Genomic DNA, 23,892 nt, shown 5'->3' with positions numbered 1-23,892 from the left:
GAATAGGCATAGCCTAATCGGTTGGCATGAAAAAAGCCAATCCGAAGATTGGCTTTCAATGTTTAGAGAATGTTTAGAGATCGTTGTCTAATGAATTAAAATTTCAATAACACTGCTGACAATACAAATACGACAACTAATGCACCAATAATTTTCCAAAAATATTCAGCGATATAACTAATACATAGCCCGACAAATAAAGCCGCAATGGTCAGCGCGCCAAACCAATAACTGATGTTATTGCTCGGCGTGCCAAGTGAGAGGCAAAGTAGTAAGGCGATGATCAATAGCGCCCAGCCGACTAGCGTGGCTATCCGTGTTTGGCCCACATTTAGTTCTTTGCTGTAGAACTGCTTTTGATGTTTAGACATGCTGCTTGCCAAGGCAAAAAAACCTAAGCTACTCAGTGCCCAAATCAGGAGAAAGAACATCATGCTTCAACCTCCTTTGTGCCACGTACTTTTTTAACAGGCAGCCCTTGATGCTTTTTCACTTTGTAAAATGAATAGGCAAACAAAACAGCTAATAGCCACATTGCAAGGTCAAAGGATGCAATCATCCATTGGCCATTTGCCATGGTATTCCAAAGCGGTTGACCTCCAGTCATGAAGTTTACAATCGGCAGTAAGGCAAAAATTGCTGTGGCAAAAGCTAAAAGTTCCAGCCACGCTTGACGGTGCGTACGGAACATCGCATAAATAAGCGTTAGTAGCCAAACAATAAAGAAACTACGAATTTCTAATTCCGAGCGGTTTTCAAGCTGTGCTGGAATAAAACGGTTGGCATAGAAAAATGCTGCACAGGCAATAGGTAAACCAATAATCGCTGCAATATTGGTCACTTCAACCGTGCGGTAGCCAAATGATTTAAAGCCTTGTTTTTGCTGTTGCGGCGCACGTTTTACACACCACAGAATGAGACCTGTAGCGACCATCAGGGTGCCTACAATCCCTGAAATAAACAGCAGCCAACGTAGAGCTAAGTCTACACCGCGTGCTTCATGTAGCGTGGTCACTACATTGTAAATACCCATCGGTACAGAAGGGTGCTTTAACTTGGCACTTTCGTCAGTTAAGTCTTTGCCAGTTACGCCATCAAATTGTTTACTTGCATAGACATTTCGATATGCAACACTTTCACCATGTAAGGCGCGTAGCTCAATTTTAGCTTGGTCTGTATTCGGTGCAATGATGCTAACGGTACTAATAGGATTAGTTTTCCATTCAGCCTGAACCGCAGTCACGATTGGCGCTAAGTTGGTCAGCGGTGCAGCAACGATAGGTTGCTCTTCACGTTTAGAGCGACGATCTCCTCGACCTTCACCACCTTCAGCGCGATTTTCACCTGGGTTTTGTGCAGAATTGGCACGGGCTTGCTGTGGGCGTTCGCCACGTTCTTCGCGTCCTTGAGCAGATTCACGTCCTTCAGGTTTATTTTCTTGAACCAAAGCACGATTTTGTTCTTGTAAAAATTGTCCCCGGTTTTCATAAATACGTTCAATCCCCCAAGGCATGATCGTAAATAACAGCAGCAACAGGCCACTAAAGGTAATCATGATGTGGAAGGGGAGCGCAAATACTGCGGTTGCATTATGTGCATCGAGCCAAGAACGTTGTCCTTTGCCTGAACGGAAGGTAAAAAAATCTTTAAAGATTTTTTTATGAGTAATCACACCACTAATGATGGCAACTAACATCAACAGTGTCGCTATCCCGACAAACCATCGCGTCCACATACGTGGCATACCATACAGTTCGAAATGGAAACGATAGAGAAAATTACCACCACGCGTATCGCGCGGCTCAAGCACTTCACCTGTAGCACTATCAATGTAGATTTGTTTACCACCACGGCGTGCGCGAGGGTCTTCACCTTGTTCACGAACGGTAATTAAGGTGGCATTTTGACGCGTATTCGGCAGCAAAATATTCCAAGCACCTGCATTCGGATGATTTTGCTGTAAATAATTCAGTGCGACTTGAGTTTGTTGGACTTGTGAACTGGCTGGAACAGATTGATGCAGCTCAGGTGTCATCCAAACATTGATTTCATTTTTAAAGAAACTTAGGGTCCCAGTCAGGAAAATTGCATACAGCAACCAACCTAAGATAAGGCTAGCCCATGTATGCAGCCAAGACATGGACTGGCGCGGTCCCTCTACTTTTGCATCAACACGCATTTTAGCTTCCCATCATCATGTAAATGGCATACAAACATACCGCAGGGATCACAATGCCTAAAGTTGCTTTGAGGGTTTTATTTACCATAAAGACCCAAATAAATGCACAGCTCCACAGGATAAATGCAATTAAAGTCGCACTCATGGCTGCACTTCCACGGTCTTCGCTAAACACATCTGCGATCACGATGGCCGATAGCATCGCGACAACATATCCGCCCACTAAAGCGAGGGCAAAGCGATAGAAAATCATCAAGCGATAGGTCAATAGAGAAGGAGTGTCTTTACGCGTTTTAGGCAGCGCAGATGTGAGGGGTGTCACAAGTGCCTCAGGTGGTGAGCTATTCATAAAATACTTAAGCGCTTGGAAATTGTATTAAAGTTAATCTAAATGATAACAATTATTATTAATAATTAGAATAATGTATTCACAAATTTATTGATTTTTCAGCATGCTGAGTAGAAATTGATTTAAAAAGAGGGGAATTAAAGGCGAAAAAATAGCGACCGGAGTCGCTATTTTAGAATGCAAGAATGCTTAATTTTCTACATTATTGCTCTTGTTGAATGCCTGCAACTAACCAGTCTTGATCAGAACCCGCAGGTTTAACAAAATGCCATACTTCAGCAAATGGCTGTGGCAGGCTATTTAAGTCTTCACTTACCGTACCTGTAAAACGCACACTTACAACGTATTGACCATTTTCGTTAGCAGAATCGACCACCATTGCATTTAAGTTAGAAAACTCAGCAACGTCTTCATCTTTATTCGCCATAATGTCGTTATACATAGACTGGTAAAGATCAGGCGTTAAGTAACGCTGAATTTCAGAAATGTTGCTTGCCGTATTCATCGATTGAATGTGGTTAAAACGCTGACGTGCAACACGTAAGAATGTTGCTGGTTCTGTACCATCAGGCAATTGATTACCGCTATTAGTATAAGCGGCACCAAAAGGCGCGTTCGTTGCAGCAGCTGCACCAAATGGAGCATTTGAAGCTGCTGAATTACCGCCTACAGAATTACCAAAAATATTCGTATTGTCATTGCCTGCACGAGGTGCAGCATTTTGCTGGCCAAACGGTGCATTGTTTGCACCGCTGTTTGGCGCATACGGATTGTTAGTGGCTAGTTTTTTTTTTGCGCCCATCTTACGGAAAATGAAGAAGGCAACAGCAGCGGCAAGTAAAATCCAGATCCAGCCTGGAATACCACCTTTCTCTTCCTGTTGTTGAGCTTGCGCTTCAGAAGCTGCTTGACCGTTATTGTCATCGGCCATCGCATTTGCAGCGACTGCACCAATTGCAGCACCAGCCACACCAGCAGCAACCATTCCGCCCACATTCGAGCCAGATTTTGCTGGAGCGCCAGCAGTTGCAGGCTGTTGAACAGGAGCAGATTGACGAGGTTGCTGATAAGACTGAGTTGGAGCAGCTTGACGGCTCATACCATGGCTTTTACCACCACCGGCACGTTTCGCTTCTGCAATCGGCGTTACCAAAAGGGCTGCTGTTAAAAGAGCAGTCATCAAACCACGCTGTCGAACTTCCATCAAATTTTCCTATATCTATATAAAGTTAAAATAGCCATCTAGTTATGCCGCCATTTGTACTGAATTTCAATAGAACATCAGTAAAAAATTGAAAATTCATTCAAAATAAACGATTCAGCGTGACTCAGATTCATCGGTCAGCGTAATTGCCTGACTCAACGCCTCATGTAAACGTGCGACAGAAATAATTTCTACACCTGAAATGGGTTTTTGCGGTGCATTCCCACGCGGTAAAATAATGGTTTTAAAACCATGTTTAATGGCTTCTTTGAGTCGTTCTTGTCCATTGGGTACAGGGCGGATTTCGCCTGAAAGGCCGACTTCACCAAATACTGCCAAATGCTGTGGCAGGGCTTTAGCTCTTAAGCTAGAGGCACAGGCTAAAAGTACCGCAAGGTCAGAACCGGTTTCTGTGATTTTTAATCCACCCACGACATTGACATAGACATCTTGTCCTGCAGTTTGTACACCACCATGACGGTGCATAACGGCTAAAAGCATGTTTAAACGGTTTTGTTCTAAACCTAAGGCCACGCGTCGAGGTTGTCCGTGCGCATCATCTACCAAAGCCTGAACTTCAACTAAAAGTGGACGTGTACCTTCACGGCTAATCATGACAATGGAACCCGGAATGGCTTCATCATAACGACTCAGGAAAATGGCGGAAGGGTTTGATACCTCGCGCAGACCTTTATCAGTCATGCCAAATACACCAAGCTCGTTGACCGCACCAAAACGGTTTTTCACCGCACGAATCATACGGAAGCGCGAGTCAGACTGACCTTCAAAATACAAAACACAATCGACCATGTGCTCTAGCACACGAGGGCCTGCCAAAGAACCTTCTTTCGTTACGTGACCGACAATAAACAGTGCTGTGCCACTATTTTTGGCAAAGCGAGTCAGGAGTGCAGCCGATTCACGAATTTGGGAAACACCGCCCGGCGCAGACTGGAGTGTCTCGGTGTATAGGGTTTGGATCGAATCTAAAATGGCAACGGCAGGGCGCTCATGTGCCAAAACTTCACAAATACGCTCGACACAGGTTTCTGCCATGACTTTGAGTTGATCGGTCGGCAAATCTAGGCGCTGGGCACGTAGAGCCACTTGAGACAAAGATTCCTCACCAGTTACATATAAGGCAGAACTTTTACTCGCCGCCATATAGGTTGCGGTTTGTAGCAAAATAGTGGATTTACCAATGCCGGGGTCACCACCAATCAGCACAACTGAACCTGTGACCAGTCCACCACCGAGCACACGGTCAAATTCACCAATACCTGTTGCCATTCGAGTTTCATGCGAAACTGAAACTTGATTTAAGGTGGTCACAGCAGCAGCTTGACCTGCATAGCCACCGCCCATTTTAGGCTGTGCACGGTGTGTAACGGCGGGTGCAATATTGACTTCGACTAATGAATTCCATTCACCACATTCGGTACATTGACCGGCCCATTTGGGATGATCAGCACCACATTGTTCACATCGATAGACACTTTTTGCTTTCGCCATAATATTTACTGTGCACAAACTCAAATTGAGTCACAGCATAGCGGTGAATACATCGAAAAACCAAGTTTTTATCGCATGAAATGACTGATGAAGGTCAATTGATGTCGTTTTATTTTCAATAGCTGCACTTTTACATAGTAAGCACTTTATAATAGCGCATTATATTTTTTGAAATGGGTCACCACATGACTGAACTATTACGACATATCGATGCCATCGCACGTGAAAAAAATCGTGATGTGTTATTTGTGCATTTTGAAGAATATGATCATCAACATCCTGAAAAAAATACGGTGCGTAATGATGTTATGCACTGGTTTGACCTGCAAAATATCGACTATTTCCCTTGTATGGGGCTAGAAGGTGAGTCTTTAATCGATAGCTATACAGGTGATTTATACCTTGACGTGCCTTTTGATGAAAGCAGCCCTGCATATAAAACCCTCAGTGAATATCTTGAAGATGAACAAGGGAACATGAAAATTCAGGGGGTATTGTTCTTTTCTTTATCTTTGGAAATTGCCCTAGAAATCGAAGCTGATCTGATGGAAGCCAGTGCTGTAGATTCTGAATATACTGAAAATGAGTTTGGTGACCAATTTGGTGAAGGCTTTATTGAAGATACTGAATCAGATCCAAAAGATGCAGCAGCCAATGAAAGCAATACGAAAAACGACAAATTTGATGATGGTCAAATTGGCACGATTCAATAAGTAAATATTGATTTTCAGTCCGAATAAAAAAGCCACGTGAATTCACGTGGCTTTTTGTTTAGCAGGGGATTAGTACAATTCACCTGATTTACGACGTTCAATAAAATCTTTCGATTCTTTTACAATGATGCCTGAGAGCAATAACAGTGCAATACAGTTTGGTGCAGCCATCAAACCGTTAAAGGTATCGGCAAATAGCCAAACGAGATCAAGTGTTACGACACAGCCGACAAATACTGATGCGATGTAAATTAAGCGATAAATCATTACTGATTTTTCACCTAACAGGTAAGTACAGCATTTTTCACCATAATAGCTCCAACCCAGAATGGTTGAATAAGCGAAGAAAATAATACCGAAAGTCACGACCCAACCACCGAAGCCCGGAAGTAGTTTGTCAAAAATACTAATCGTCAGTACGGCACCCGTTTGATCACCAAAGCTTTGTCCCGCCATGATGAAGCCCATCACCAGTACGATACCTGTAATTGAGCAAACAATGATGGTGTCTAAGAACGTACCTGTCATAGAGACAAGACCTTGACGTGCTGGGTGGTCTGTTTTTGCAGCCGCAGCGGCAATAGGTGCTGAGCCCATACCTGCTTCATTAGAGAATACACCACGTGCCACACCATAACGAATCGCAGCACCAATCGCACCACCCGCAGCAGCTTCGCCCGTAAATGCATAGCTAAAGATCATTTTTAGTGCAGGGATCACCAATTCAAGGTTGGTGAAAATAATGATTAAGCCACCCAATACATAACCTACCGCCATAATTGGAACAATAAATGAAGAGGCTTTAGAAATGGATTTGATGCCGCCTAAAATAACGAGTGCAGAGAATATGGTGATAACGATTGCAGTGGTGAGTGTGCTGATCCCTAAGCTGTTTTGCACAGCAAGCGCGACAGTGTTCGACTGTACTGAGCTACCAATACCAAAGGATGCCAAAGTACCAAATAGGGCAAATACCACTGCCAACCATTTCCACTTAGGTCCAAGTCCACGTTCGATGTAATACATCGGACCACCGTTCATTTCGCCATTTTCATTTTTATGACGAAACTTCACAGCGAGTACACCTTCACCATATTTGGTTGCCATACCAAAGAGCGCGGTTATCCACATCCAAAACACTGCGCCCGGACCACCGAGCACACAAGCGGTGGCTACACCGGCAATATTACCTGTACCAATGGTGGCAGAAAGTGCGGTCATAAGTGAGGCGAAATGAGAAATATCGCCATCATGTTGATTGGCTTTAGGATGCTTGCCAAAGACTTGTTTGAATGCGAAAGGCAACATGCGAAATTGCCAGAAAAGTAGTCGGAAGGTGAGGAATACACCTGTTCCGACAATGAGGACCAACATGTACGGGCCCCAGACCCATCCACTGAGTGTTTCCATGATATTTTGAATTTCTTGCATAGTATCTTCTTCTTATCGGCCCTGAGTGAGTGAATGCTACATTTTTGATATCTGTAGCAATTGATATGCCATTGTTAGAAACTTCCATGATTTTTGGCATAAATTTTTATCGTTGGTAAAATATTTTTTGCATAAAATTTAAGTTATTACAAGTAAATTGTTGTTTTATTGGTCGCTTTAAAATGTGAACTGGCGCTAAGATTTTTATATATAAGAAAAATAAATTAACTTTGTCACTTAATCCGAAAATATAGATGATGAGAAATAATTTTGTATTTTCTGAAATTTTTACGTTAATTTGTCGCAATTGGAACGCGAAGTTGAATTAAATAATGTCAAATGAAATTCATGGATCGCACGCTGATAGCGGCGATTTGAAACGAAGCTTGTCCAACCGACACCTGCAATTGATTGCGATTGGTGGTGCGATTGGTACAGGTTTATTTATGGGGTCAGGAAAGACCATCAGTTTAGCTGGTCCGTCCATCCTTATTATCTATATGATTATTGGTTTTATGGTTTTCCTCGTCATGCGTGCATTAGGCGAGTTATTACTATCAAATCTTGAATATAAATCTTTTATCGATTTTGCAACCGACTTAATCGGCCCGTGGGCAGGCTATTTTGTGGGTTGGACCTATTGGCTGTGCTGGATCACTATAGGGATTGCTGATTTATCGGCCATCATTTATTACCTGCAATTCTTTAATGGAGGTAACCCGTTCTCGCCCGAAGAAGGGGTGATGATCAGTGTTGCCGCCATTGTATTTATCATGGGGTTAAACCTTGTTACGGTTAAACTTTTTGGTGAATTAGAGTTCTGGTTTGCACTGATTAAGATTATTGCAATCGTGGTGCTTATTGGTGTCGGTCTTTGGATGATCTTTACCGGTTTTACCTCATCGACAGGTGAAATCGCATCATTCACACATTTATGGTCACATGGTGGTCTATTCCCAACAGGAGTAACTGGCTTCTTGGCAGGTTTCCAGATTGCTATTTTTGCCTTTGTCGGCGTAGAACTCGTTGGTACTACGGCAGCAGAAACCAAAGATCCAGAACACAACTTGCCTAAAGCTGTGAACTCGATTCCGATTCGTATCATTATTTTCTATGTGCTTGCACTTGTGATTGTGATGTCTGTTACGCCATGGAATGCCATTGACCCAAGCATTTCACCATTCGTGAACTTGTTTAGCCAAGCCGGTATTGCTGCTGCTGCGATTATTATGAACTTGGTGGTGTTGTCATCAGTTATGTCATCGATGAATAGTGGTGTGTTCTCGACTTCACGTATGTTGTTTGGTTTATCTCGTGAAGAGCAAGGTCCAAAAGCGTTTGGCCGTCTAAACTCACGTGCAGTTCCGGCAAATGCGTTGTATTTCTCGGCAGTTTGTTTACTGTTGGGCGCTGCATTACAGTATTTCGTACCGAACACGGTTGAAGCCTTTACATTAGCAACCACACTTTCTACGATTTTATTTATCTGCGTATGGCTCATGATTATCTGGAGCTATATCGTTTACTATAAAACTCGTCCTGAGCTGCATGCGAAATCAACCTTTAAATTACCAGGTGGCTTATATACTTGCTGGCTCGTGATTATCTTCTTCATCGGCATGATTTATGTCTTGTCGCTAGAAGCAGATACCATGAAAGCGCTCATGGTGAGCCCAATTTGGTTCATCATTTTGATTATTGGTTATTTCGGCTTTTATAAGAAAAAACACCATTAATTTACATTTTTGAACTGATGTAAAAATATAAAAAAGCTGCTCCTAAGGGGCAGCTTTTTTATTTGGATATGGATTTAATTTACACTAATACACAGTATTCATTAGTGCTAATAGAAGTATAAAACAGCATTCAAATTGATAAGCTATTTCAGTGAAATCAATAGCCTGATCGGTATAGAAAAATACACAAATGTGGTTTGAAAACAGCACCATCAAATTTTGCTTAAATTTAGTGCAGAATGGCAAAAAGCTCACTTGGAATTACAGGGCTTTTCTTTTATCCGCGGGTTGATCACGTTATACTCGGAAAAATCTTTTCATTAGGTACGTTTATGTATCGTTTTATGAATTATAAAATTATTGTATTAGCAAGTGCTGTGCTGCTGACAGCTTGTGGTCAGTCTGGTGCATTGCATTTACCTTCAGATGCAAATGCAGATAAGCGCGCAAAATATCTGATTTATCCAGATACGCCTGCACAGCAAAAGCAGGAAAAACAAGCGGCTTCTGTTGCAACTGAATCGGAATCTTCAAATTCTAACCCTACACCTTAATGCTTTTATAGAAAGGATACTTTCATGAGTTTCACCCGTACGAATGGGGTATTGCATGCAGAGCAATGTTCTTTACAACAGCTTGCACAGCAATATGGCACACCGCTTTATGTTTATTCAAAAGCTACTTTTGAAAAGCATTATTCAGATATGGACCGTGCATTTAGCTTTATCGACCATCAAATTTGTTTTGCGGTAAAGTCAAACTCTAATCTTGCGGTGTTAAACGTACTTGCCAAGCAGGGCGCTGGTTTTGATATCGTGACGGGTGGTGAACTCGCACGTGTATTAAAAGCCGGTGGTGAAGCTTCTAAAATTGTATTCTCAGGTTTGGGTAAAACAGAAGCCGATATCCAAAAAGCATTGGACGTGGGTATTGCATGTTTTAACGTTGAATCACATGCAGAGTTGGATCGAATCCAAAAAGTTGCTGCGGCAATGGGTAAGAAAGCACCGATTTCATTGCGTGTAAATCCAGATGTGGATGCCAAAACCCATCCTTATATCTCTACGGGTTTAAAAGAAAATAAATTCGGTATTCCTTCAGACAGCGTTTTTGACACCTATGCGTATGCGGCATCATTGCCAAATCTTGAGATTATCGGGATTGATTGTCATATCGGTTCACAGTTGACTGAAACTCAGCCTTTTGTTGATGCACTTGATCGTGTCATTGTGATGATTAATCAACTGAAAGAGATGGGGATTCACCTAAAACACATCGATATTGGTGGTGGTTTAGGCGTAACGTACAAAGACGAAGTTCCGCCAACCGTTGAAGAATATGCTCAGGCAATGCGTCCGGCATTAGAAAAATTAGGCCTTAAGGTATATATGGAGCCGGGGCGTAGTATTTCTGCAAATGCAGGGGTGTTGTTAACTAAAGTTGATTTGCTCAAACCGACCAATCATCGTAATTTTGCGATTATTGATGCTGCAATGAACGACTTAATCCGTCCCGCTTTATATGAAGCATGGATGGATATTCAGGAAGTAACACCTCGTACAGATACAGAAAAGAAAGACTGGGATGTTGTTGGTGCGATTTGCGAAACCGGCGATTTCCTAGGAAAGCAACGTCAGTTGGCGATTCAAGAAAATGACGTGCTTGCAGTATTGGGTGCGGGTGCTTATGGTTTTGTCATGAGCTCAAACTACAACAGCCGCGGACGTGCTGCTGAAGTGATGGTTGATGGTGATCAGTCTCATTTGATTCGGGAGCGTGAAACCATTGAATCATTATGGGAACGTGAACGTATATTGCCTTAAGGAGAAATTCGAGATGTTATTAGAATTTACCAAAATGCATGGCCTTGGCAATGACTTTATGGTGGTCGATCTAATTAGCCAACGGGCTTATTTAGATACAGTGACGATTCAGCGTTTGGCCGACCGTCATTTTGGTATTGGTTTTGATCAGCTTTTGATTGTAGAACCGCCTGATTTACCCAATGTTGATTTTAAATATCGTATTTTTAATGCGGATGGTTCGGAAGTTGAACAATGTGGTAATGGTGTACGTTGTTTTGCGCGCTTTGTGCATGAACGTAAGTTGACCAGCAAAACCAAAATCAAAGTACAAACCAAGTCAGGTATCGTAGAGCCTGAATTAGGTGCGAATGGTTGGGTGCGCGTTAATATGGGTTATCCACGCTTTTTGCCGCATGAAATTCCATTTATTGCGGAAGAGCCTGAAAACTTATACGACATTGCATTGGCGAATAATGAACAGCTCACCATTGATGTGGTGAGTATGGGTAATCCGCATGCAGTGACGATCGTTCCTGATGTCATTACCGCAGACGTTGCTAAAATTGGTCCACAAGTCGAATCGCATGAGCGTTTTCCACAGCGTGTAAATGCTGGTTTTATGCAAATTGTGGATGAGAAACATGCACGCTTACGTGTATTTGAACGTGGTGTCGGTGAAACGATGGCCTGTGGTACAGGTGCTTGTGCAGCGGCAGTATCAGGTATGCGTCGTGGCTTATTAGCCAATTCGGTCGAAATAGAGTTGGCAGGTGGTAAGCTGCAAATTGAGTGGCAAGAAGGTGGTGTGGTTTGGATGACCGGACCAACCGCAACAGTTTACGAAGGACGCTTAGATTTAAGTTACTTCCAAGGTTAAACTCCAAGCCCTGATTAATTCAGGGCTTTTTTTCATAAAATAAAAAGTGAATAAAAAATTATAATTCAATGGGATTGTAGTCAACATGGAACAAATAAACGAAGAAATAAAAGAAGAAATCTTAGAGCAACTTTTTCATAAAGCTTTACATGAACCTGCGTATCGACCCGAATTTTTAGCTCAATTATTAGCGGCCAATGTGTATTGTGTGGGAACAACAGGGGGACGTGATTCACGTATTGCCGAAGCTTTGATCTTGGATGAAGGCGACAGCGTTCAATTGAAATCATGGGAAGATGAGACTTATGATTGCGCCATCCCGTTTTTTACGTCCTTGGAAAAAATGCGGTTGTCAATATCTGAAGAGGAGTCGTATATCCGGCTACCAACCAAGGCATTATTTGAAATGACCATTGGGGCAAGGCTTGTATTGAATCCACAATCACCTGATGCGACGAAGGACTTTGTACCAGAAGAAATTCAACATTTGCTGAACGGGCAGTATATTCAGCCCTCAGAAAACTATGAAGTTACGGAAGATACGGAAGTTTTAATTGGTCAGCCAACGGAATATCCGCAGTTTATGATTGATCAATTAAGCATTTTTTTCGGCACAGAGCGTGTGGTAAAAGCTGCCTATTTAGCGCAAATGCTGAATCAAGCTCGAGATGATTCACCAACTTTGCTCATTGGATTAGATTTAGAAGCAGGATTATCTGAACAACAAATTCAAAATTTGCACAGTAAAATTGGTCGTATCACACAGGATAGTTTAAAAGAGCAATGTCCAGTGGATCTGATCCATGTCAATCCGCACAGTGTCGATGGTGTAGAAGGGTATTTGCTTAATGAAACGCAAGCTTTTTACCAACGTGTTGATGGTAAGCCTAAGGGGTTCTTTGCTAGACTCTTTTCATAAAACAGATATGTGAAATCGCTTTAGAGAATGTACTGAAACGCTAAAGCACATGTTGAAATGGGAGAAGACAGATGACGATGGATCAGAGTCAACTACTGACTATGTGGTTGAAGGAACGTGAAATTCAAAATCAGTCTAAACATACATTGCAAGCGTATGAGCGTGATGTCAGTGATTTTCTCCAATTTTGTACAATACGCAACTTGCCACTGCATGATGTTGAAAAGTCAGATCTGCGTGAATTTGTTGCTCATAAAGTGGAACAGTTTCAGCTCAGTCCAAGTAGTTTGCAGCGCATGTTATCTTCGATACGCCAATTTATGAAATGGGCAGAACAAGGAAATTATCTCAATTTTAATCCTGCAGATGATTTTCAGCTCAAACGCCAATCACGTCCTTTACCTGGATTGGTCGATATTGAAACCATTAAACAAATCATGGAACAGCCTGAGCCAGAAAGTGAAACTCAACGGCAGCTTTGGATACGTGATAAAGCGATTTTGGAGCTGCTCTATTCAAGTGGTTTACGTTTGGCTGAAGTGCAGGGCTTAACCATTCGAGATATTGATTTTAATCGCCAACTGTTACGTATTACGGGTAAAGGGAATAAAACGCGCATTGTACCTTTTGGTTCTAAAGCCAAAGAGGCTGTGATGCATTGGTTGCAATTATATCCTGCATGGCATGGTGATTTTGTCCCAGAAGCCCAAGTTTTTATCACTCAAAAAGGTAATCCACTGGGGGTAAGACAAATAGAAAATCGAGTTAAATTTCAAGCTCGACGTGCAGGTGTAAATGTCGATTTACATCCGCATTTATTACGACATTGCTTCGCTAGCCATATGTTGTCCAATAGCGGTGACTTGCGTGCTGTACAAGAAATGTTGGGGCATAGTAATTTAACCACTACACAAATTTATACCCATGTGGATTTTGATCGATTGGCACAAGTTTATGATCAGGCCCATCCAAGGGCACAGCATAAAGATTCGTAACAATTGCAAAAACGACTTTGGTACTCAGTGGTCTAAATTTTGCTTAAATACACAGGCTATATTTCACATTTTTTATCCTAAAGTGGTCTACTTCATGAAAATTAAATAAGGATGTGAAAAAATATTGGTAAAATTGACCGACATTTTGAACTATTGTCGCATTATAAAAATTCAAATTATCGGGTATAAAAATTGTCCATTATTGAATTGACGTAAGTGCTGAAGTGAAATTCGCCATTTACTAAATTGCTGTACCGTTAAAAATATATAGGCCATACCATGATTTCAGATATTCAAGAAAAATATGACCAGTTAAATGGTCAGCAAAAAGAAATTTTTGCAGGATACGGCTTACGCCAGATCAAACACTTTGTTGAAATCAGTTTGCCTGAAGTAGAAGCTGTATTGCCTGAAGGTGCGCAGCTACAAGGGATTAATGCCGATGGTAAAGTTCAGGCGTTTAATGCGAAGACGGGCCAATACTTTATTTGGATTTCGGATAAACAATGGCAGCTTACCAATAAAGCAACTGCGAAATTTGACAGTAAAGAAGATGCCCTCACCATTTGGCGTATTTTTAATTTGGCAAAGTATGAACTTATTGACCTAAGCCACATCCATCGTGACTTTTTGGAAAATCAGCCAGCCTAAACCATTGGTCAAATAAACAACTCATGGGCTATCTTCATTGGTTTTGGATGTTTAGCCCTTATATCACCCGCTCCATGACATGTTGAGATGCTTGTGAGCAGAGCGTTAGAGTGTTGATCTTCTTTGCATAGCTTAGTTGCCTAAACAAAAATCTCTAAATGCCAATCCGTTTCGCTGCTATTGATTCAATTTGTTCAGTTTTGATAGCGAGAGCCTGTAAATGCAATCAATTGTTTTCCCACTTGAGCAATTGAGCTCAAAGACCTCCTAGATATTTCCTATTCAATTGCTGCAAATGTGCCGCAAATCATTATTTTTCTTTGCTTAAAATATAATGAAATACCGCATAGCTAGATATTTGCATTCGAGGCTGTGAAGGTAATCCGTCACTACATTGCCAAGCTTGTAGTATCAGCCTCGTCGTTTCTGATGCTTGAGTTGTTTCTTGGCAGACCAATTTCTGTTTATAAATCTTCTAACGGTAACTGGAAGCTTTGTTTGATGATTTGGCTTGGTAAATCAGTCTTTACACTGGTGATGCCATTTTTCTTGGTTAAGTGAGTAGACTGAAATTTGCGGTAACTTTCTAGGTCAGGCACCACTACTTTGAGCATTGCATCGCACTCACCCAAAATAATGTAGCACTCCATGACTTGAGGAAGTTCTTTCATCGCTTCGATAAAAGTATCGATGGTTTCAGCATCTTGCCCAGTCAACCAAATACGAGAGAATAAAATCAATTGAAAGCCAATCTTTTGTGGATCGACCACGGTGGTGTAATTCTGAATCACACCTGCTTCTTCGAGTAATTTGACCCGACGTAAACAAGAAGAAGGCGAGAGTCCAATTTCCTTGGCTAAGTCATTATTTTGCATGCGGCCATTATTTTGAAGTGCGCGAATGATATTTTTATCAATACGATCTAGTTTAACTAGAATTGACTTAGAAGATGTCTTCATAAAATAGAATATAATTCTAAAAATAATATCTATTATAGAATATTTGATATCCTATTTTAAAGCGATTCAAACATACTAATTTCACTTTCAGGACATAGAAAGGGAAAATTGAAATGTCTGTATTTGCTTTGTTTGCCTTAACGGTAATTCCCCTTATTTTCACACCAGGACCCGATATGCTTTTTATCCTGTCACAAGTGATGGGTAAGGATGCAAAAGCAGGCATGATGGCAACAGTGGGGGTATGCTCAGGTTACTTGGTTCACTCGATTTTGGTGGCATTGGGTATTGCTGCGATTATCGTGTCATTTCCACTACTGTTTGAAACAATCCGCTGGTTGGGGATTGCTTATCTTTTATATTTGGCAACGCATTTACTGCGTTCAGTATTTAGCAGTAAAAAATTAAGTATTGAGAAAAAGTCAGCGTCCAACCCGATTAAAAAAGGCTTTTTTACGGCTTTACTGAACCCGAAAGGAATGTTGATATATTTTGCAATTTTGCCGCAATTTATCGATAAATCAGCGAATACTGTGAGCCAAGGTTTGATTTTGTCCTTCATTTTTATTGGGCTGATTTTTGTGGTGTATTGTAGTTTAAGTGTGGTCTTTGCACGTATTACACAAAAAACTCAAATTGATGAACGCAAACAAAAGTGGATCGATGGTACATCAGGCGGTTTATTGGCTCTTGCTGCGACATGGTTAATTGCCAATTAAAAACAGTAAATGTAAATAGAAATAAATGCCTTAACTAAAACCTTCGTGGAAGCGGAGGTTTTTTTATATGTGCTGAATATCGGCAGATATTAAGAATAAGAACAGGAGAAAAACACGCCAATTAGCTTCAGAAAAGTGAAATGAACGCTAAATTCATTATGCTTCTATCTTAAATGACAAGTTTAGATATGTTGCCGAATGTGTAGAGGGAAAGCTCTATTTCAGAAAGATTGATCGAAAATTGATATTAAATCAGATCTTTTGATGAGCTAAATCAAGTAAAAAAATAATAAAAATCAATGCTTAAAAAATAACTGAATAATGCGTTTTTTTGGATAACTGAACCATTCTCTAAAAAATGTGAACGATAAGTTCAAGGAAATTACGCTTTTTTACAGGTCTTTCGATAATTGTGACTTGACCGAAATGCCGTACACATTGCAAGATAGGGCACCTAAAAAATTTAAAGTGAAGAGTTAATATAACTTTTCTCAACATTTACATTTGCTAAAACAGCCGAGGATTACATGAAGGCTCTTGTTGCTGTAAAACGTGTGGTTGATGCCAACGTTAAAGTTCGCGTTAAGCCGGACAACAGTGGTGTTGACTTAACGAACGTTAAAATGTCAATTAACCCATTCTGTGAAATCGCAGTGGAAGAAGCGGTTCGTTTAAAAGAAAAAGGAACTGTTTCAGAAATCGTTGTTGTTTCTATTGGTCCTAAAGAAGCTCAAGAACAAATCCGTTCTTCTATGGCGCTTGGTGCAGACCGCGGTATCCTTGTTGAAGCTGACGACAGCCAGTTAGGTGCACTTGAAGTTGCAAAAATCCTAAAAGGTGTTGTAGACGCTGAACAACCTCAATTGATCCTTCTTGGTAAACAAGCAATTGATGACGACTCTAACCAAGTTGGTCAGATGCTTGGCGCGCTTTTAGGTGCTGGCCAAGGTACTTTCGCTTCAGAAGTTAAAGTTGAAGGCGACAAAGTACAAGTGACTCGTGAAATTGACGGTGGTTTACAAACTGTTGAACTTGCACTTCCTGCAATTATCACTACTGACTTGCGTTTGAATGAGCCACGTTATGCTGCTCTTCCAAACATTATGAAAGCGCGTAAAAAACCGCTTGATACTAAGTCACCTGCTGATTATGGCGTTTCACCTGCGACTAAGCTTAAAACTGTTAAAGTTGAAGCTCCTGCAGAACGTAAAGCGGGCGTACAAGTGAAGTCTGTAGACGAGCTTGTAGATAAATTGAAAAACGAAGCGAAAGTGATCTAATACAGAAGGATAAAAATCATGAGTATTTTAGTTATCGCTGAGCACGACAACAAAGCACTAAATGGTGCAACTCTTAACGTTGTTGCTGCAGCGCAAAAAATCGGTGGTGATATCACTGTATTAGTAGCTGGTTCAGGCGCTCAAGCAGTTGCAGACCAAGCAGCTAAAGTTGCGGGTGTAAGCAAAGTATTACTTGCTGACGACGCTGCTTATGCTAATCAATTGGCTGAAAACGTTGCTAAATTAGTTGCTTCTATCGGTGCGGGTTACACTCACATCCTTGCTGCTTCTACGACAACGGGCAAAAACGTACTTCCACGTGCTGCTGCGCTACTTGACGTAAGCATGATCACTGACATCATTACTGTTGAAGGTCCTAAAACTTTCAAACGTCCAATCTATGCAGGCAACGCGATTGCAACTGTAGAGTCTGGCGAGTCTGTTGTAGTTGCGACTGTTCGTGGTACTGCATTTGATGCTGTTGCAAGCGAAGGCGGCTCTGCTGCAGTTGAAGCTGTTGCATCTACTGGTGATGCTGGTATTTCTAAGTTCGTTTCTGAAGAAATCGTGAAATCTGAACGTCCAGAATTAACAGCTGCGCGTATCGTGGTGTCTGGTGGTCGTGGTGTTGGTTCAGGTGAAAACTATCACACTGTTCTTGATCCATTGGCTGACAAACTTGGTGCAGCACAAGGTGCATCTCGTGCAGCAGTTGATGCTGGTTTCGTACCAAACGATATGCAAGTGGGTCAAACAGGTAAAATCGTTGCTCCTGACTTGTACATCGCTGTAGGTATCTCTGGTGCGATTCAGCACTTGGCAGGTATGAAAGAATCTAAAGTGATCGTTGCGATCAACAAAGATGAAGAAGCGCCAATTAACTCAGTAGCTGACTACTGGTTAGTGGGTGATTTGAATACTGTTGTTCCAGAATTAGTATCTAAAATCTAATTTCTGAACACAGTTCAAGACGCTCCTAAGCTTATGGCTTAGGAGCGTTTTTTATTGCGGAGTGAATAGTCTGGTAGATCTTCTTGATCATGCGTAATCGATTAACCATACGTGAATGTACATAAATATGCATTGCACTTTTATTTTTCATATTTATGAGAGTGGTGGATTCTTAATTTCGTACTTCAAAATTCTTACGATATTATTTCTTGTTGTCAGTATTAGGCACTACTGTGGCGTAAGCTAAACGTATGTTGAAACTTAAATGGTAAGTAAGCAGGAGCAATCGCTTGGTAATAGGATGGAAATTAATAAATTATAAAAAATACAAAGATTTAAAATAAAATAATAAAAATTTATCTTTCAAGTTTGAATCTTAAACTTAAAGCAAGCTTAAAGGATTGTATATTTTGTGTTAACATTGCTTTTTTATTGAACTTGCCTTTTAGGCGGAGTCTCCCTTTGAAATTTGATTTTCAGTTACCAGTCAGTGTATTGGTGCTGATGATCTGCTGTTTACTTTTTTCCTGTTTTACAAAGTATCTCTTTTCCTTTATTTGATGGAATGACTGTTACAGCAGTTGAATCGGTCCAAGCATTGTTATTGCTGTTTTTTGCGATTTATACTTTTTTCTATATTCGACCACTTGAAATGCAAGATGGAAAGAAACAATTTTGGTTGTGGGCTGTCGCATGGTGGTTGTTGCTATTTGGTCGCAGTATTAGTTGGGGGCGTGACTATTTTCCTGATGTGCCTAAACCGTATTTTCGTTTAATTTCGGTATTCATGATTGCACCAGTCGTCTTTATGCTATTTTCGCCTTATGCGTCAAGAAATTGTACATAAACTAAAAACCTTGGCTTTGCCAATTTGGCCATTCGGCTTGGTGATAATGGGCTTATTTATTTCTGATGCAGTTGAGCATAGTCGAAGTCTTAGTTTTTTATTTTTGTACGATTTGGCTTATAAAGATTTCATCAAAGAAGTTTATGAATTTCCGCTTATTTTTGGTTTGTTTCTAACAGCATACCCATGGTTGCAGCATGATCATGTGCCTCAAGAATTAGAGGTCATGCAATATCATAAAGAGTGATTTTTATCACATTTATGCCCCTAAATTTGAAGCTTCGAAAAGAAATCTTTTGAACATCAAACAACCTCTATTCGTAGAGGTTTTTTTCACAGCAAATAAAATCAAAATGCTTAAAATAAATACAAAAAATCATGGTTCTAGTGCAAGATGATTGGCACAAAAATCAGGGTTTTTATGCTATACTGTCCGACTTGATTTTTGATATTGGTTCAGTATTTTTTGAACTAATTTTTACAGATTTACGATATATAAATGCGGGCAGAATTCTGCTTGTATAACAAGGAGTATGCATGAGCGTATCGGAAATTAGACCGATTGCCATTGAGGATGAACTGAAGAGCTCATATCTCGATTATGCAATGAGCGTGATTGTGTCACGTGCGTTGCCAGATGTCCGAGATGGTCTCAAACCTGTTCACCGTCGTGTGCTTTTTGCAATGCACGAATTGGGCAATGACTACAACAAAGCTTACAAAAAGTCTGCCCGTGTAGTCGGTGACGTCATCGGTAAATATCACCCACATGGTGACTCAGCTGTATACGAAACCATTGTTCGTATGGCTCAAGATTTCAGTTTACGCTATCAATTGGTTGATGGTCAGGGTAACTTCGGTTCTGTCGATGGTGACAGTGCAGCAGCAATGCGTTATACCGAAGTTCGTATGCGTAAATTAACCCACGAACTTTTAGCGGATCTTGAGAAAGATACCGTAGAGTGGGAAGACAACTACGACGGTTCTGAACGTATTCCACAAGTAATGCCAACACGTGTGCCTAACTTGTTGATTAACGGTGTAGCTGGTATTGCAGTAGGTATGGCAACGAACATGGCTCCGCATAATATGACAGAAGTCATTAATGCATGTCTTGCTTATGCCAACGATCCGCATATCAGCATTGAAGGGTTAATGGAACACATTTCTGGTCCAGACTTCCCTACAGGCGGCATCATTTACGGTAAATCAGGCATTGTCGATGCGTACCGTACTGGTAAAGGCCGTTTGCATATCCGTGGTAAATATCACATTGAAGAAGACCAAAAATCGGGCCGTAGCACGATTGTCTTCACTGAAATTCCTTATCAAGTTAACAAAGCAAAAACCATTGAACGTATTGCTGAGTTGGTTAAAGAGAAAAAACTTGAAGGTATTTCTGAACTTCGTGATGAATCAGATAAAGAAGGGATGCGTATTGCAATTGACTTGAAGCGTGGTGAAAACGCCGAAGTGATTGTAAATAACCTATTCCAAAATACCCAATTAGAAAATTCATTCAGCATTAACATGGTCTGCCTCGATAATGGTCAGCCTAAGTTAATGAACTTGAAAGATATTATTGCAGCGTTTATCCGTCACCGTCAGGAAGTGGTCACACGCCGTACCATGTTCGAATTGCGTAAAGCACGTGAACGTGGACATATCTTAGAAGGTTTGACGGTTGCTCTGGCAAATATCGATGCGATCATTGAAACCATCAAAACATCTGCAAATCCAAGCGAAGCGCGCGAACGTTTACAAGCGGGCGAGTGGGCAGGCGGAGGTGTTGTTGCCTTGCTTGAAAAAGCAGGCGCGGTATCTGTCCGTCCAGATGAAATTGAAGGCGAAGATCCAGCACGTCCATTTGGTTTAACAGGTGATATTTATCGTCTGTCTCCAACCCAAGTGGGTGCGATCTTAGAACTTCGTTTACATCGTTTAACTGGTCTAGAACAAGACAAGTTACAAGCTGAATATACAGAAATTCTTGGTCAAATTGCTGAATACACGGCAATTTTGAACGATTTCAACTTATTGATGAACGTGATTAAAGAAGAATTGGCTTTAATCCTTCAACAATATGGCGATGCACGTCGTACCGATATCGTGGAATCACGTATCGACTTCTCTCGTGAAGATTTAATCCCTGAAGAGCAAATGGTACTAACTGTTTCTAAATCAGGCTATGCAAAAACTCAACCATTGTCAGACTACGCTGCACAGCGTCGTGGTGGACGTGGTAAGTCTGCAACTTCAATGAAAGAAGACGATTACATCCAACATTTGATCGTGACTTCTAACCACGCAACAGTGCTTTGCTTTACCAATGTGGGTAAAGTTTATCGTTTGAAAGTGTATGAAGTACCTCAAGCATCTCGTGGTGCGAAAGGTCGTCCGATGGTGAACTTATTGCCATTAGATGAAAACGAAACCATCACCGCTATTTTACCTGTGGTTGATGCGCCGAAGAAATTTAAAGAACGCTTGGCTGACTTTAAAGCATTTGTAAAAGCCAATAGTGCACAGCTACAAACCAATGAAGTGATTAATAGTCATTTTGCTGGTTTAGAAGCTGCACTTGCTGAGACTGAAGACGGTGCAGATGACTTGTCTGATGCATTACGTGTTCAATTGAAACAGTTGGGCTTAGAGCTTTCTACCACTGATCTTGATGATGAAATCATCAATGACTTTGCACAGCAAGCAGAAGCCGTTCGTAAAAACTTCTACGTATTTATGGCAACAGAATACGGTACGATTAAACGTGTTGAGTTAGAACAATTCTCGAATGTTCGTTCTAACGGTCTACGTGCGATTGAACTCAATGGTGATGACACCTTAATTGGTGTTGCTATTACTGATGGCGAACAACAAATCATGTTGTTCTCAAACGAAGGTAAAGCCATTCGTTTTGCAGAAACTGACGTGCGTTCAATGGGCCGTTCTGCCAAAGGTGTCCGTGGTATGCGCGTGACCATTGGTGCGGCAGCTCAAGCTGAAGACGCTGAGGATGCGGATGTAGAATCTGATGATGACGATACCTCTGATTCAGCTCTCATTAGCCGTATAGTGTCATTGGTGGTTGTTCCGGAAACTGGTGAAGTACTTTGTGCTTCAGCTAATGGTTATGGTAAACGTACACCAGTAGATGACTTCCCAACCAAGAAACGTGGCGGTAAAGGTGTTATTGCAATTAAAACATCTGAACGTAACGGTGAACTTGTTGGTGCGGTAGCGATTGATGCGTCTAAAGAGCTAATGTTAATTTCAGATGGCGGTACGTTGGTTCGTACACGTGCGTCTGAAGTGGCACAAACAGGTCGTAATGCTCAAGGTGTTCGTTTGATCCGTTTAGGTGAAAGCGAAATCTTAGTCGGTGTTGTGGCGATCGAAGCAGTTGAAGAAGACGAAACTTTTGAAGAAGTGGAAGCAATCGAAACTGAGCAACTTGTAGATGACTCAACGATTATTGATCAAAATGACAATGAATCAGATCTCAATGAGCCTGAAGAAGACTAATTGAAGATTGAGAAAAGAGGGCGCTACGGCGTCCTTTTTGATAGATGAATAGTATTAACAAAAATTTATATAAACAAGAATAGTGACTTAAATGTATTTCAAAAAATTAATTAGAACCAAAGGAATAGTCATTTGTTTTGCATTAATGGGATGTAGTGAGCCGACGTCCGTAGAGTTTAATGAAGGTATAAAAAAAGAATCATCTATTCCTTATAAGCTGACACCTTTGCAACTTAAACACATTGAGCAATTGTATGTTGCTATACGTGATAAAGATTTAGATCAAATCCAGAAAATAACAGATGAGAAGTTTTATCAAGCTTTGTTAGAAGATCCAACATTATTACCAGAAATATCTTCATATATTCCATATTTTGAAAAAGTTTTAGATTATAAAATGTTGGAATATAAAAGTATTAAAAATAGTGTGCATGGTGAACTAATTGAAGCAAACCTTAAGTATGAATACGAGCAGCAAACTGTATTTTACACCGTATTATTTAAACAAGATGATCCTTTGGCTAAAATTATCGGTAGTCATCTAAAGTTGGTACTTAAATAAACCCTTAGAATTTTCAGTGGTACTTTATTTAAATACATTAAAAGTGAAGCTCATTTACCTTGCGTAAGTGAACAGAGTTTAATTTAATGTACTGTCAACAAGTTGGAAAGAGAAAAGTTAAAGAGATATCTTAATTTTAATATCAACTTTGAAGTTTTATATATACTCAAAAGCTTAAATTAGGAATAAGTGTGGTTATGAAGGCAAATTTTTTGTTACTAGGTTGTGTCATAGCGTTGTCAGGTTGTGACCAAATTGGCCAAAAAGCATTAAATGCAATACCAGACCCAAGTGTTGAACAGACTGAAGTAGCCCAAGCTGCCTATGATCAATTACGTGAAGGCAATTTTGATAAGCTGTACACTTACTTTGAACCAGAACTCAAAGCGAAGTTTGAACAGAATGAAAAAGAGCTGCGTAAATTTGCACGAGGTATTCCGAAACAAGATTACTCACGTAAAAATATAGTGGCTAAGCACATTGAAAAATCGACTGAAAAGCCGTCTTTATATACAGTTACTTATGAGTACGGTTATACCAATAAAAACCTTGTACAGTATGATGTAAGTTTTGATAAACCCGCAGGAAGTAACAAAATTCGAGATTTTAATATTTCAGTTTTTGGCGAAAAAAATAAATAAAATTAGGTAAAAAAAAACAAAGCTGTAAAAAAGGACGCCT

23 protein-coding genes are annotated in these 23,892 nt (G+C 40.6%); 16 read left to right on the top strand and 7 right to left on the bottom strand.

Annotated elements, in window-relative coordinates; genetic code table 11:
* Positions 1-95 precede the first annotated feature (95 nt).
* The 5 genes from FTU22_RS07300 to radA all read right to left on the bottom strand — a co-directional run bounded on the left by FTU22_RS07300 (position 96) and on the right by radA (position 5,244).
* Complete coding sequence (locus FTU22_RS07300; protein WP_180093711.1) at positions 96-434, bottom strand: DUF3325 family protein; 339 nt, start codon at positions 432-434, stop codon at positions 96-98.
* Positions 431-2,179, bottom strand: a complete 1,749-nt coding sequence (locus FTU22_RS07295) for a PepSY domain-containing protein (RefSeq protein WP_180093710.1) — start codon at positions 2,177-2,179, stop codon at positions 431-433. Before FTU22_RS07295 ends, FTU22_RS07300 begins: the two co-directional genes overlap by 4 nt.
* A gap of 1 nt (position 2,180) precedes the next feature.
* Positions 2,181-2,528 carry a hypothetical protein gene (locus FTU22_RS07290; RefSeq protein ID WP_078192079.1) on the bottom strand — a complete coding sequence of 116 codons (348 nt, stop codon included), beginning with the start codon at positions 2,526-2,528 and terminating at the stop codon, positions 2,181-2,183.
* A gap of 202 nt (positions 2,529-2,730) precedes the next feature.
* Positions 2,731-3,732 carry a Tim44 domain-containing protein gene (locus FTU22_RS07285; RefSeq protein WP_180093709.1) on the bottom strand — a complete coding sequence of 334 codons (1,002 nt, stop codon included), beginning with the start codon at positions 3,730-3,732 and terminating at the stop codon, positions 2,731-2,733.
* Positions 3,733-3,846: 114 nt separating this feature from the next.
* The gene (gene radA, locus FTU22_RS07280; protein ID WP_180093708.1) at positions 3,847-5,244 is read right to left on the bottom strand and encodes a DNA repair protein RadA; all 1,398 of its coding nucleotides are present in this window, start codon (positions 5,242-5,244) and stop codon (positions 3,847-3,849) included.
* A 185-nt stretch (positions 5,245-5,429) separates the two neighbouring features.
* Between radA and FTU22_RS07275 the strand changes: the two genes are divergently transcribed.
* A complete protein-coding gene (locus FTU22_RS07275; RefSeq protein ID WP_306670209.1) occupies positions 5,430-5,957 on the top strand; it encodes a hypothetical protein in 528 nt (175 codons plus the stop codon).
* 69 nt (positions 5,958-6,026) lie between these two features.
* Here the strand turns inward: FTU22_RS07275 and FTU22_RS07270 are convergent, their stop codons facing one another.
* Positions 6,027-7,388, bottom strand: coding sequence for a sodium:alanine symporter family protein (locus tag FTU22_RS07270; RefSeq protein ID WP_180093707.1), 1,362 nt, complete (start codon positions 7,386-7,388; stop codon positions 6,027-6,029).
* A gap of 332 nt (positions 7,389-7,720) precedes the next feature.
* Here FTU22_RS07270 and FTU22_RS07265 point away from each other — a divergent pair, with 332 nt between their 5' ends.
* From FTU22_RS07265 to FTU22_RS07235, 7 genes are all read left to right on the top strand, one after another.
* Positions 7,721-9,124: an amino acid permease gene (locus tag FTU22_RS07265; RefSeq protein ID WP_078192075.1), complete on the top strand. Its 1,404-nt coding sequence runs from the start codon at positions 7,721-7,723 to the stop codon at positions 9,122-9,124.
* A gap of 344 nt (positions 9,125-9,468) precedes the next feature.
* On the top strand, positions 9,469-9,678 hold the full coding sequence (locus FTU22_RS07260; protein WP_373886215.1) for a lipoprotein: 210 nt from the start codon (positions 9,469-9,471) through the stop codon (positions 9,676-9,678).
* A gap of 24 nt (positions 9,679-9,702) precedes the next feature.
* Positions 9,703-10,947: a diaminopimelate decarboxylase gene (gene lysA, locus FTU22_RS07255; RefSeq protein WP_180093705.1), complete on the top strand. Its 1,245-nt coding sequence runs from the start codon at positions 9,703-9,705 to the stop codon at positions 10,945-10,947.
* A gap of 13 nt (positions 10,948-10,960) precedes the next feature.
* Complete coding sequence (gene dapF, locus FTU22_RS07250; protein WP_111883917.1) at positions 10,961-11,806, top strand: diaminopimelate epimerase; 846 nt, start codon at positions 10,961-10,963, stop codon at positions 11,804-11,806.
* An 85-nt stretch (positions 11,807-11,891) separates the two neighbouring features.
* Entirely contained in the window at positions 11,892-12,725 is an 834-nt protein-coding gene (locus FTU22_RS07245) for an enhanced serine sensitivity protein SseB C-terminal domain-containing protein (protein ID WP_180093704.1), read from the top strand.
* 71 nt (positions 12,726-12,796) lie between these two features.
* Positions 12,797-13,720 (top strand): tyrosine recombinase XerC, encoded by a 924-nt coding sequence (locus FTU22_RS07240; RefSeq protein ID WP_180003344.1) that lies wholly within the window; start codon positions 12,797-12,799, stop codon positions 13,718-13,720.
* A gap of 279 nt (positions 13,721-13,999) precedes the next feature.
* Positions 14,000-14,371, top strand: coding sequence for a hypothetical protein (locus FTU22_RS07235; RefSeq protein ID WP_218948625.1), 372 nt, complete (start codon positions 14,000-14,002; stop codon positions 14,369-14,371).
* A gap of 464 nt (positions 14,372-14,835) precedes the next feature.
* Here the strand turns inward: FTU22_RS07235 and FTU22_RS07230 are convergent, their stop codons facing one another.
* On the bottom strand, positions 14,836-15,330 hold the full coding sequence (locus FTU22_RS07230) for an Lrp/AsnC family transcriptional regulator (protein ID WP_078190405.1): 495 nt from the start codon (positions 15,328-15,330) through the stop codon (positions 14,836-14,838).
* 113 nt (positions 15,331-15,443) lie between these two features.
* Here FTU22_RS07230 and FTU22_RS07225 point away from each other — a divergent pair, with 113 nt between their 5' ends.
* The 8 genes from FTU22_RS07225 (at position 15,444) to FTU22_RS07195 (ending at position 23,852) form a co-directional block, all read left to right on the top strand.
* A complete protein-coding gene (locus FTU22_RS07225; protein WP_180023307.1) occupies positions 15,444-16,049 on the top strand; it encodes a LysE family translocator in 606 nt (201 codons plus the stop codon).
* A 527-nt stretch (positions 16,050-16,576) separates the two neighbouring features.
* Positions 16,577-17,329, top strand: a complete 753-nt coding sequence (locus FTU22_RS07220; protein ID WP_078192067.1) for an electron transfer flavoprotein subunit beta/FixA family protein — start codon at positions 16,577-16,579, stop codon at positions 17,327-17,329.
* Between the two features lie 18 nt (positions 17,330-17,347).
* Positions 17,348-18,280, top strand: a complete 933-nt coding sequence (locus FTU22_RS07215; protein ID WP_180093702.1) for an FAD-binding protein — start codon at positions 17,348-17,350, stop codon at positions 18,278-18,280.
* A 565-nt stretch (positions 18,281-18,845) separates the two neighbouring features.
* Positions 18,846-19,127 carry a hypothetical protein gene (locus FTU22_RS16310; protein WP_257223216.1) on the top strand — a complete coding sequence of 94 codons (282 nt, stop codon included), beginning with the start codon at positions 18,846-18,848 and terminating at the stop codon, positions 19,125-19,127.
* Complete coding sequence (locus tag FTU22_RS16305; RefSeq protein ID WP_257223217.1) at positions 19,105-19,374, top strand: hypothetical protein; 270 nt, start codon at positions 19,105-19,107, stop codon at positions 19,372-19,374. Before FTU22_RS16310 ends, FTU22_RS16305 begins: the two co-directional genes overlap by 23 nt.
* A 290-nt stretch (positions 19,375-19,664) precedes the next feature.
* A complete protein-coding gene (gene gyrA / locus FTU22_RS07205; RefSeq protein WP_078192065.1) occupies positions 19,665-22,649 on the top strand; it encodes a DNA gyrase subunit A in 2,985 nt (994 codons plus the stop codon).
* Between the two features lie 91 nt (positions 22,650-22,740).
* On the top strand, positions 22,741-23,211 hold the full coding sequence (locus tag FTU22_RS07200; RefSeq protein ID WP_162689711.1) for a hypothetical protein: 471 nt from the start codon (positions 22,741-22,743) through the stop codon (positions 23,209-23,211).
* A 197-nt stretch (positions 23,212-23,408) separates the two neighbouring features.
* On the top strand, positions 23,409-23,852 hold the full coding sequence (locus FTU22_RS07195; RefSeq protein ID WP_111883927.1) for a DUF3887 domain-containing protein: 444 nt from the start codon (positions 23,409-23,411) through the stop codon (positions 23,850-23,852).
* The last annotated feature ends 40 nt before the right edge of the window (positions 23,853-23,892 follow it).

The sequence above is a fragment of the Acinetobacter sp. YH12076 genome (assembly GCF_013419525.1).
Lineage (GTDB): Bacteria > Pseudomonadota > Gammaproteobacteria > Pseudomonadales > Moraxellaceae > Acinetobacter > Acinetobacter amyesii.
Note: the sequence above shows the minus strand (reverse complement) of the source record. Positions and strands in the feature narration are given on the sequence as shown.

What these genes read in the sequence shown, in the direction of transcription:
- FTU22_RS07300 (WP_180093711.1), bottom strand. Translation starts at nt 434, where the DNA reads ATGATGTTCTTTCTCCTGATTTGGGCACTGAGTAGCTTAGGTTTTTTT.
- FTU22_RS07295 (WP_180093710.1), bottom strand. Translation starts at nt 2,179, where the DNA reads ATGCGTGTTGATGCAAAAGTAGAGGGACCGCGCCAGTCCATGTCTTGG.
- FTU22_RS07290 (WP_078192079.1), bottom strand. Translation starts at nt 2,528, where the DNA reads ATGAATAGCTCACCACCTGAGGCACTTGTGACACCCCTCACATCTGCG.
- FTU22_RS07285 (WP_180093709.1), bottom strand. Translation starts at nt 3,732, where the DNA reads ATGGAAGTTCGACAGCGTGGTTTGATGACTGCTCTTTTAACAGCAGCC.
- radA (WP_180093708.1), bottom strand. Translation starts at nt 5,244, where the DNA reads ATGGCGAAAGCAAAAAGTGTCTATCGATGTGAACAATGTGGTGCTGAT.
- FTU22_RS07275 (WP_306670209.1), top strand. Translation starts at nt 5,430, where the DNA reads ATGACTGAACTATTACGACATATCGATGCCATCGCACGTGAAAAAAAT.
- FTU22_RS07270 (WP_180093707.1), bottom strand. Translation starts at nt 7,388, where the DNA reads ATGCAAGAAATTCAAAATATCATGGAAACACTCAGTGGATGGGTCTGG.
- FTU22_RS07265 (WP_078192075.1), top strand. Translation starts at nt 7,721, where the DNA reads ATGTCAAATGAAATTCATGGATCGCACGCTGATAGCGGCGATTTGAAA.
- FTU22_RS07260 (WP_373886215.1), top strand. Translation starts at nt 9,469, where the DNA reads ATGAATTATAAAATTATTGTATTAGCAAGTGCTGTGCTGCTGACAGCT.
- lysA (WP_180093705.1), top strand. Translation starts at nt 9,703, where the DNA reads ATGAGTTTCACCCGTACGAATGGGGTATTGCATGCAGAGCAATGTTCT.
- dapF (WP_111883917.1), top strand. Translation starts at nt 10,961, where the DNA reads ATGTTATTAGAATTTACCAAAATGCATGGCCTTGGCAATGACTTTATG.
- FTU22_RS07245 (WP_180093704.1), top strand. Translation starts at nt 11,892, where the DNA reads ATGGAACAAATAAACGAAGAAATAAAAGAAGAAATCTTAGAGCAACTT.
- FTU22_RS07240 (WP_180003344.1), top strand. Translation starts at nt 12,797, where the DNA reads ATGACGATGGATCAGAGTCAACTACTGACTATGTGGTTGAAGGAACGT.
- FTU22_RS07235 (WP_218948625.1), top strand. Translation starts at nt 14,000, where the DNA reads ATGATTTCAGATATTCAAGAAAAATATGACCAGTTAAATGGTCAGCAA.
- FTU22_RS07230 (WP_078190405.1), bottom strand. Translation starts at nt 15,330, where the DNA reads ATGAAGACATCTTCTAAGTCAATTCTAGTTAAACTAGATCGTATTGAT.
- FTU22_RS07225 (WP_180023307.1), top strand. Translation starts at nt 15,444, where the DNA reads ATGTCTGTATTTGCTTTGTTTGCCTTAACGGTAATTCCCCTTATTTTC.
- FTU22_RS07220 (WP_078192067.1), top strand. Translation starts at nt 16,577, where the DNA reads ATGAAGGCTCTTGTTGCTGTAAAACGTGTGGTTGATGCCAACGTTAAA.
- FTU22_RS07215 (WP_180093702.1), top strand. Translation starts at nt 17,348, where the DNA reads ATGAGTATTTTAGTTATCGCTGAGCACGACAACAAAGCACTAAATGGT.
- FTU22_RS16310 (WP_257223216.1), top strand. Translation starts at nt 18,846, where the DNA reads ATGACTGTTACAGCAGTTGAATCGGTCCAAGCATTGTTATTGCTGTTT.
- FTU22_RS16305 (WP_257223217.1), top strand. Translation starts at nt 19,105, where the DNA reads ATGCGTCAAGAAATTGTACATAAACTAAAAACCTTGGCTTTGCCAATT.
- gyrA (WP_078192065.1), top strand. Translation starts at nt 19,665, where the DNA reads ATGAGCGTATCGGAAATTAGACCGATTGCCATTGAGGATGAACTGAAG.
- FTU22_RS07200 (WP_162689711.1), top strand. Translation starts at nt 22,741, where the DNA reads ATGTATTTCAAAAAATTAATTAGAACCAAAGGAATAGTCATTTGTTTT.
- FTU22_RS07195 (WP_111883927.1), top strand. Translation starts at nt 23,409, where the DNA reads ATGAAGGCAAATTTTTTGTTACTAGGTTGTGTCATAGCGTTGTCAGGT.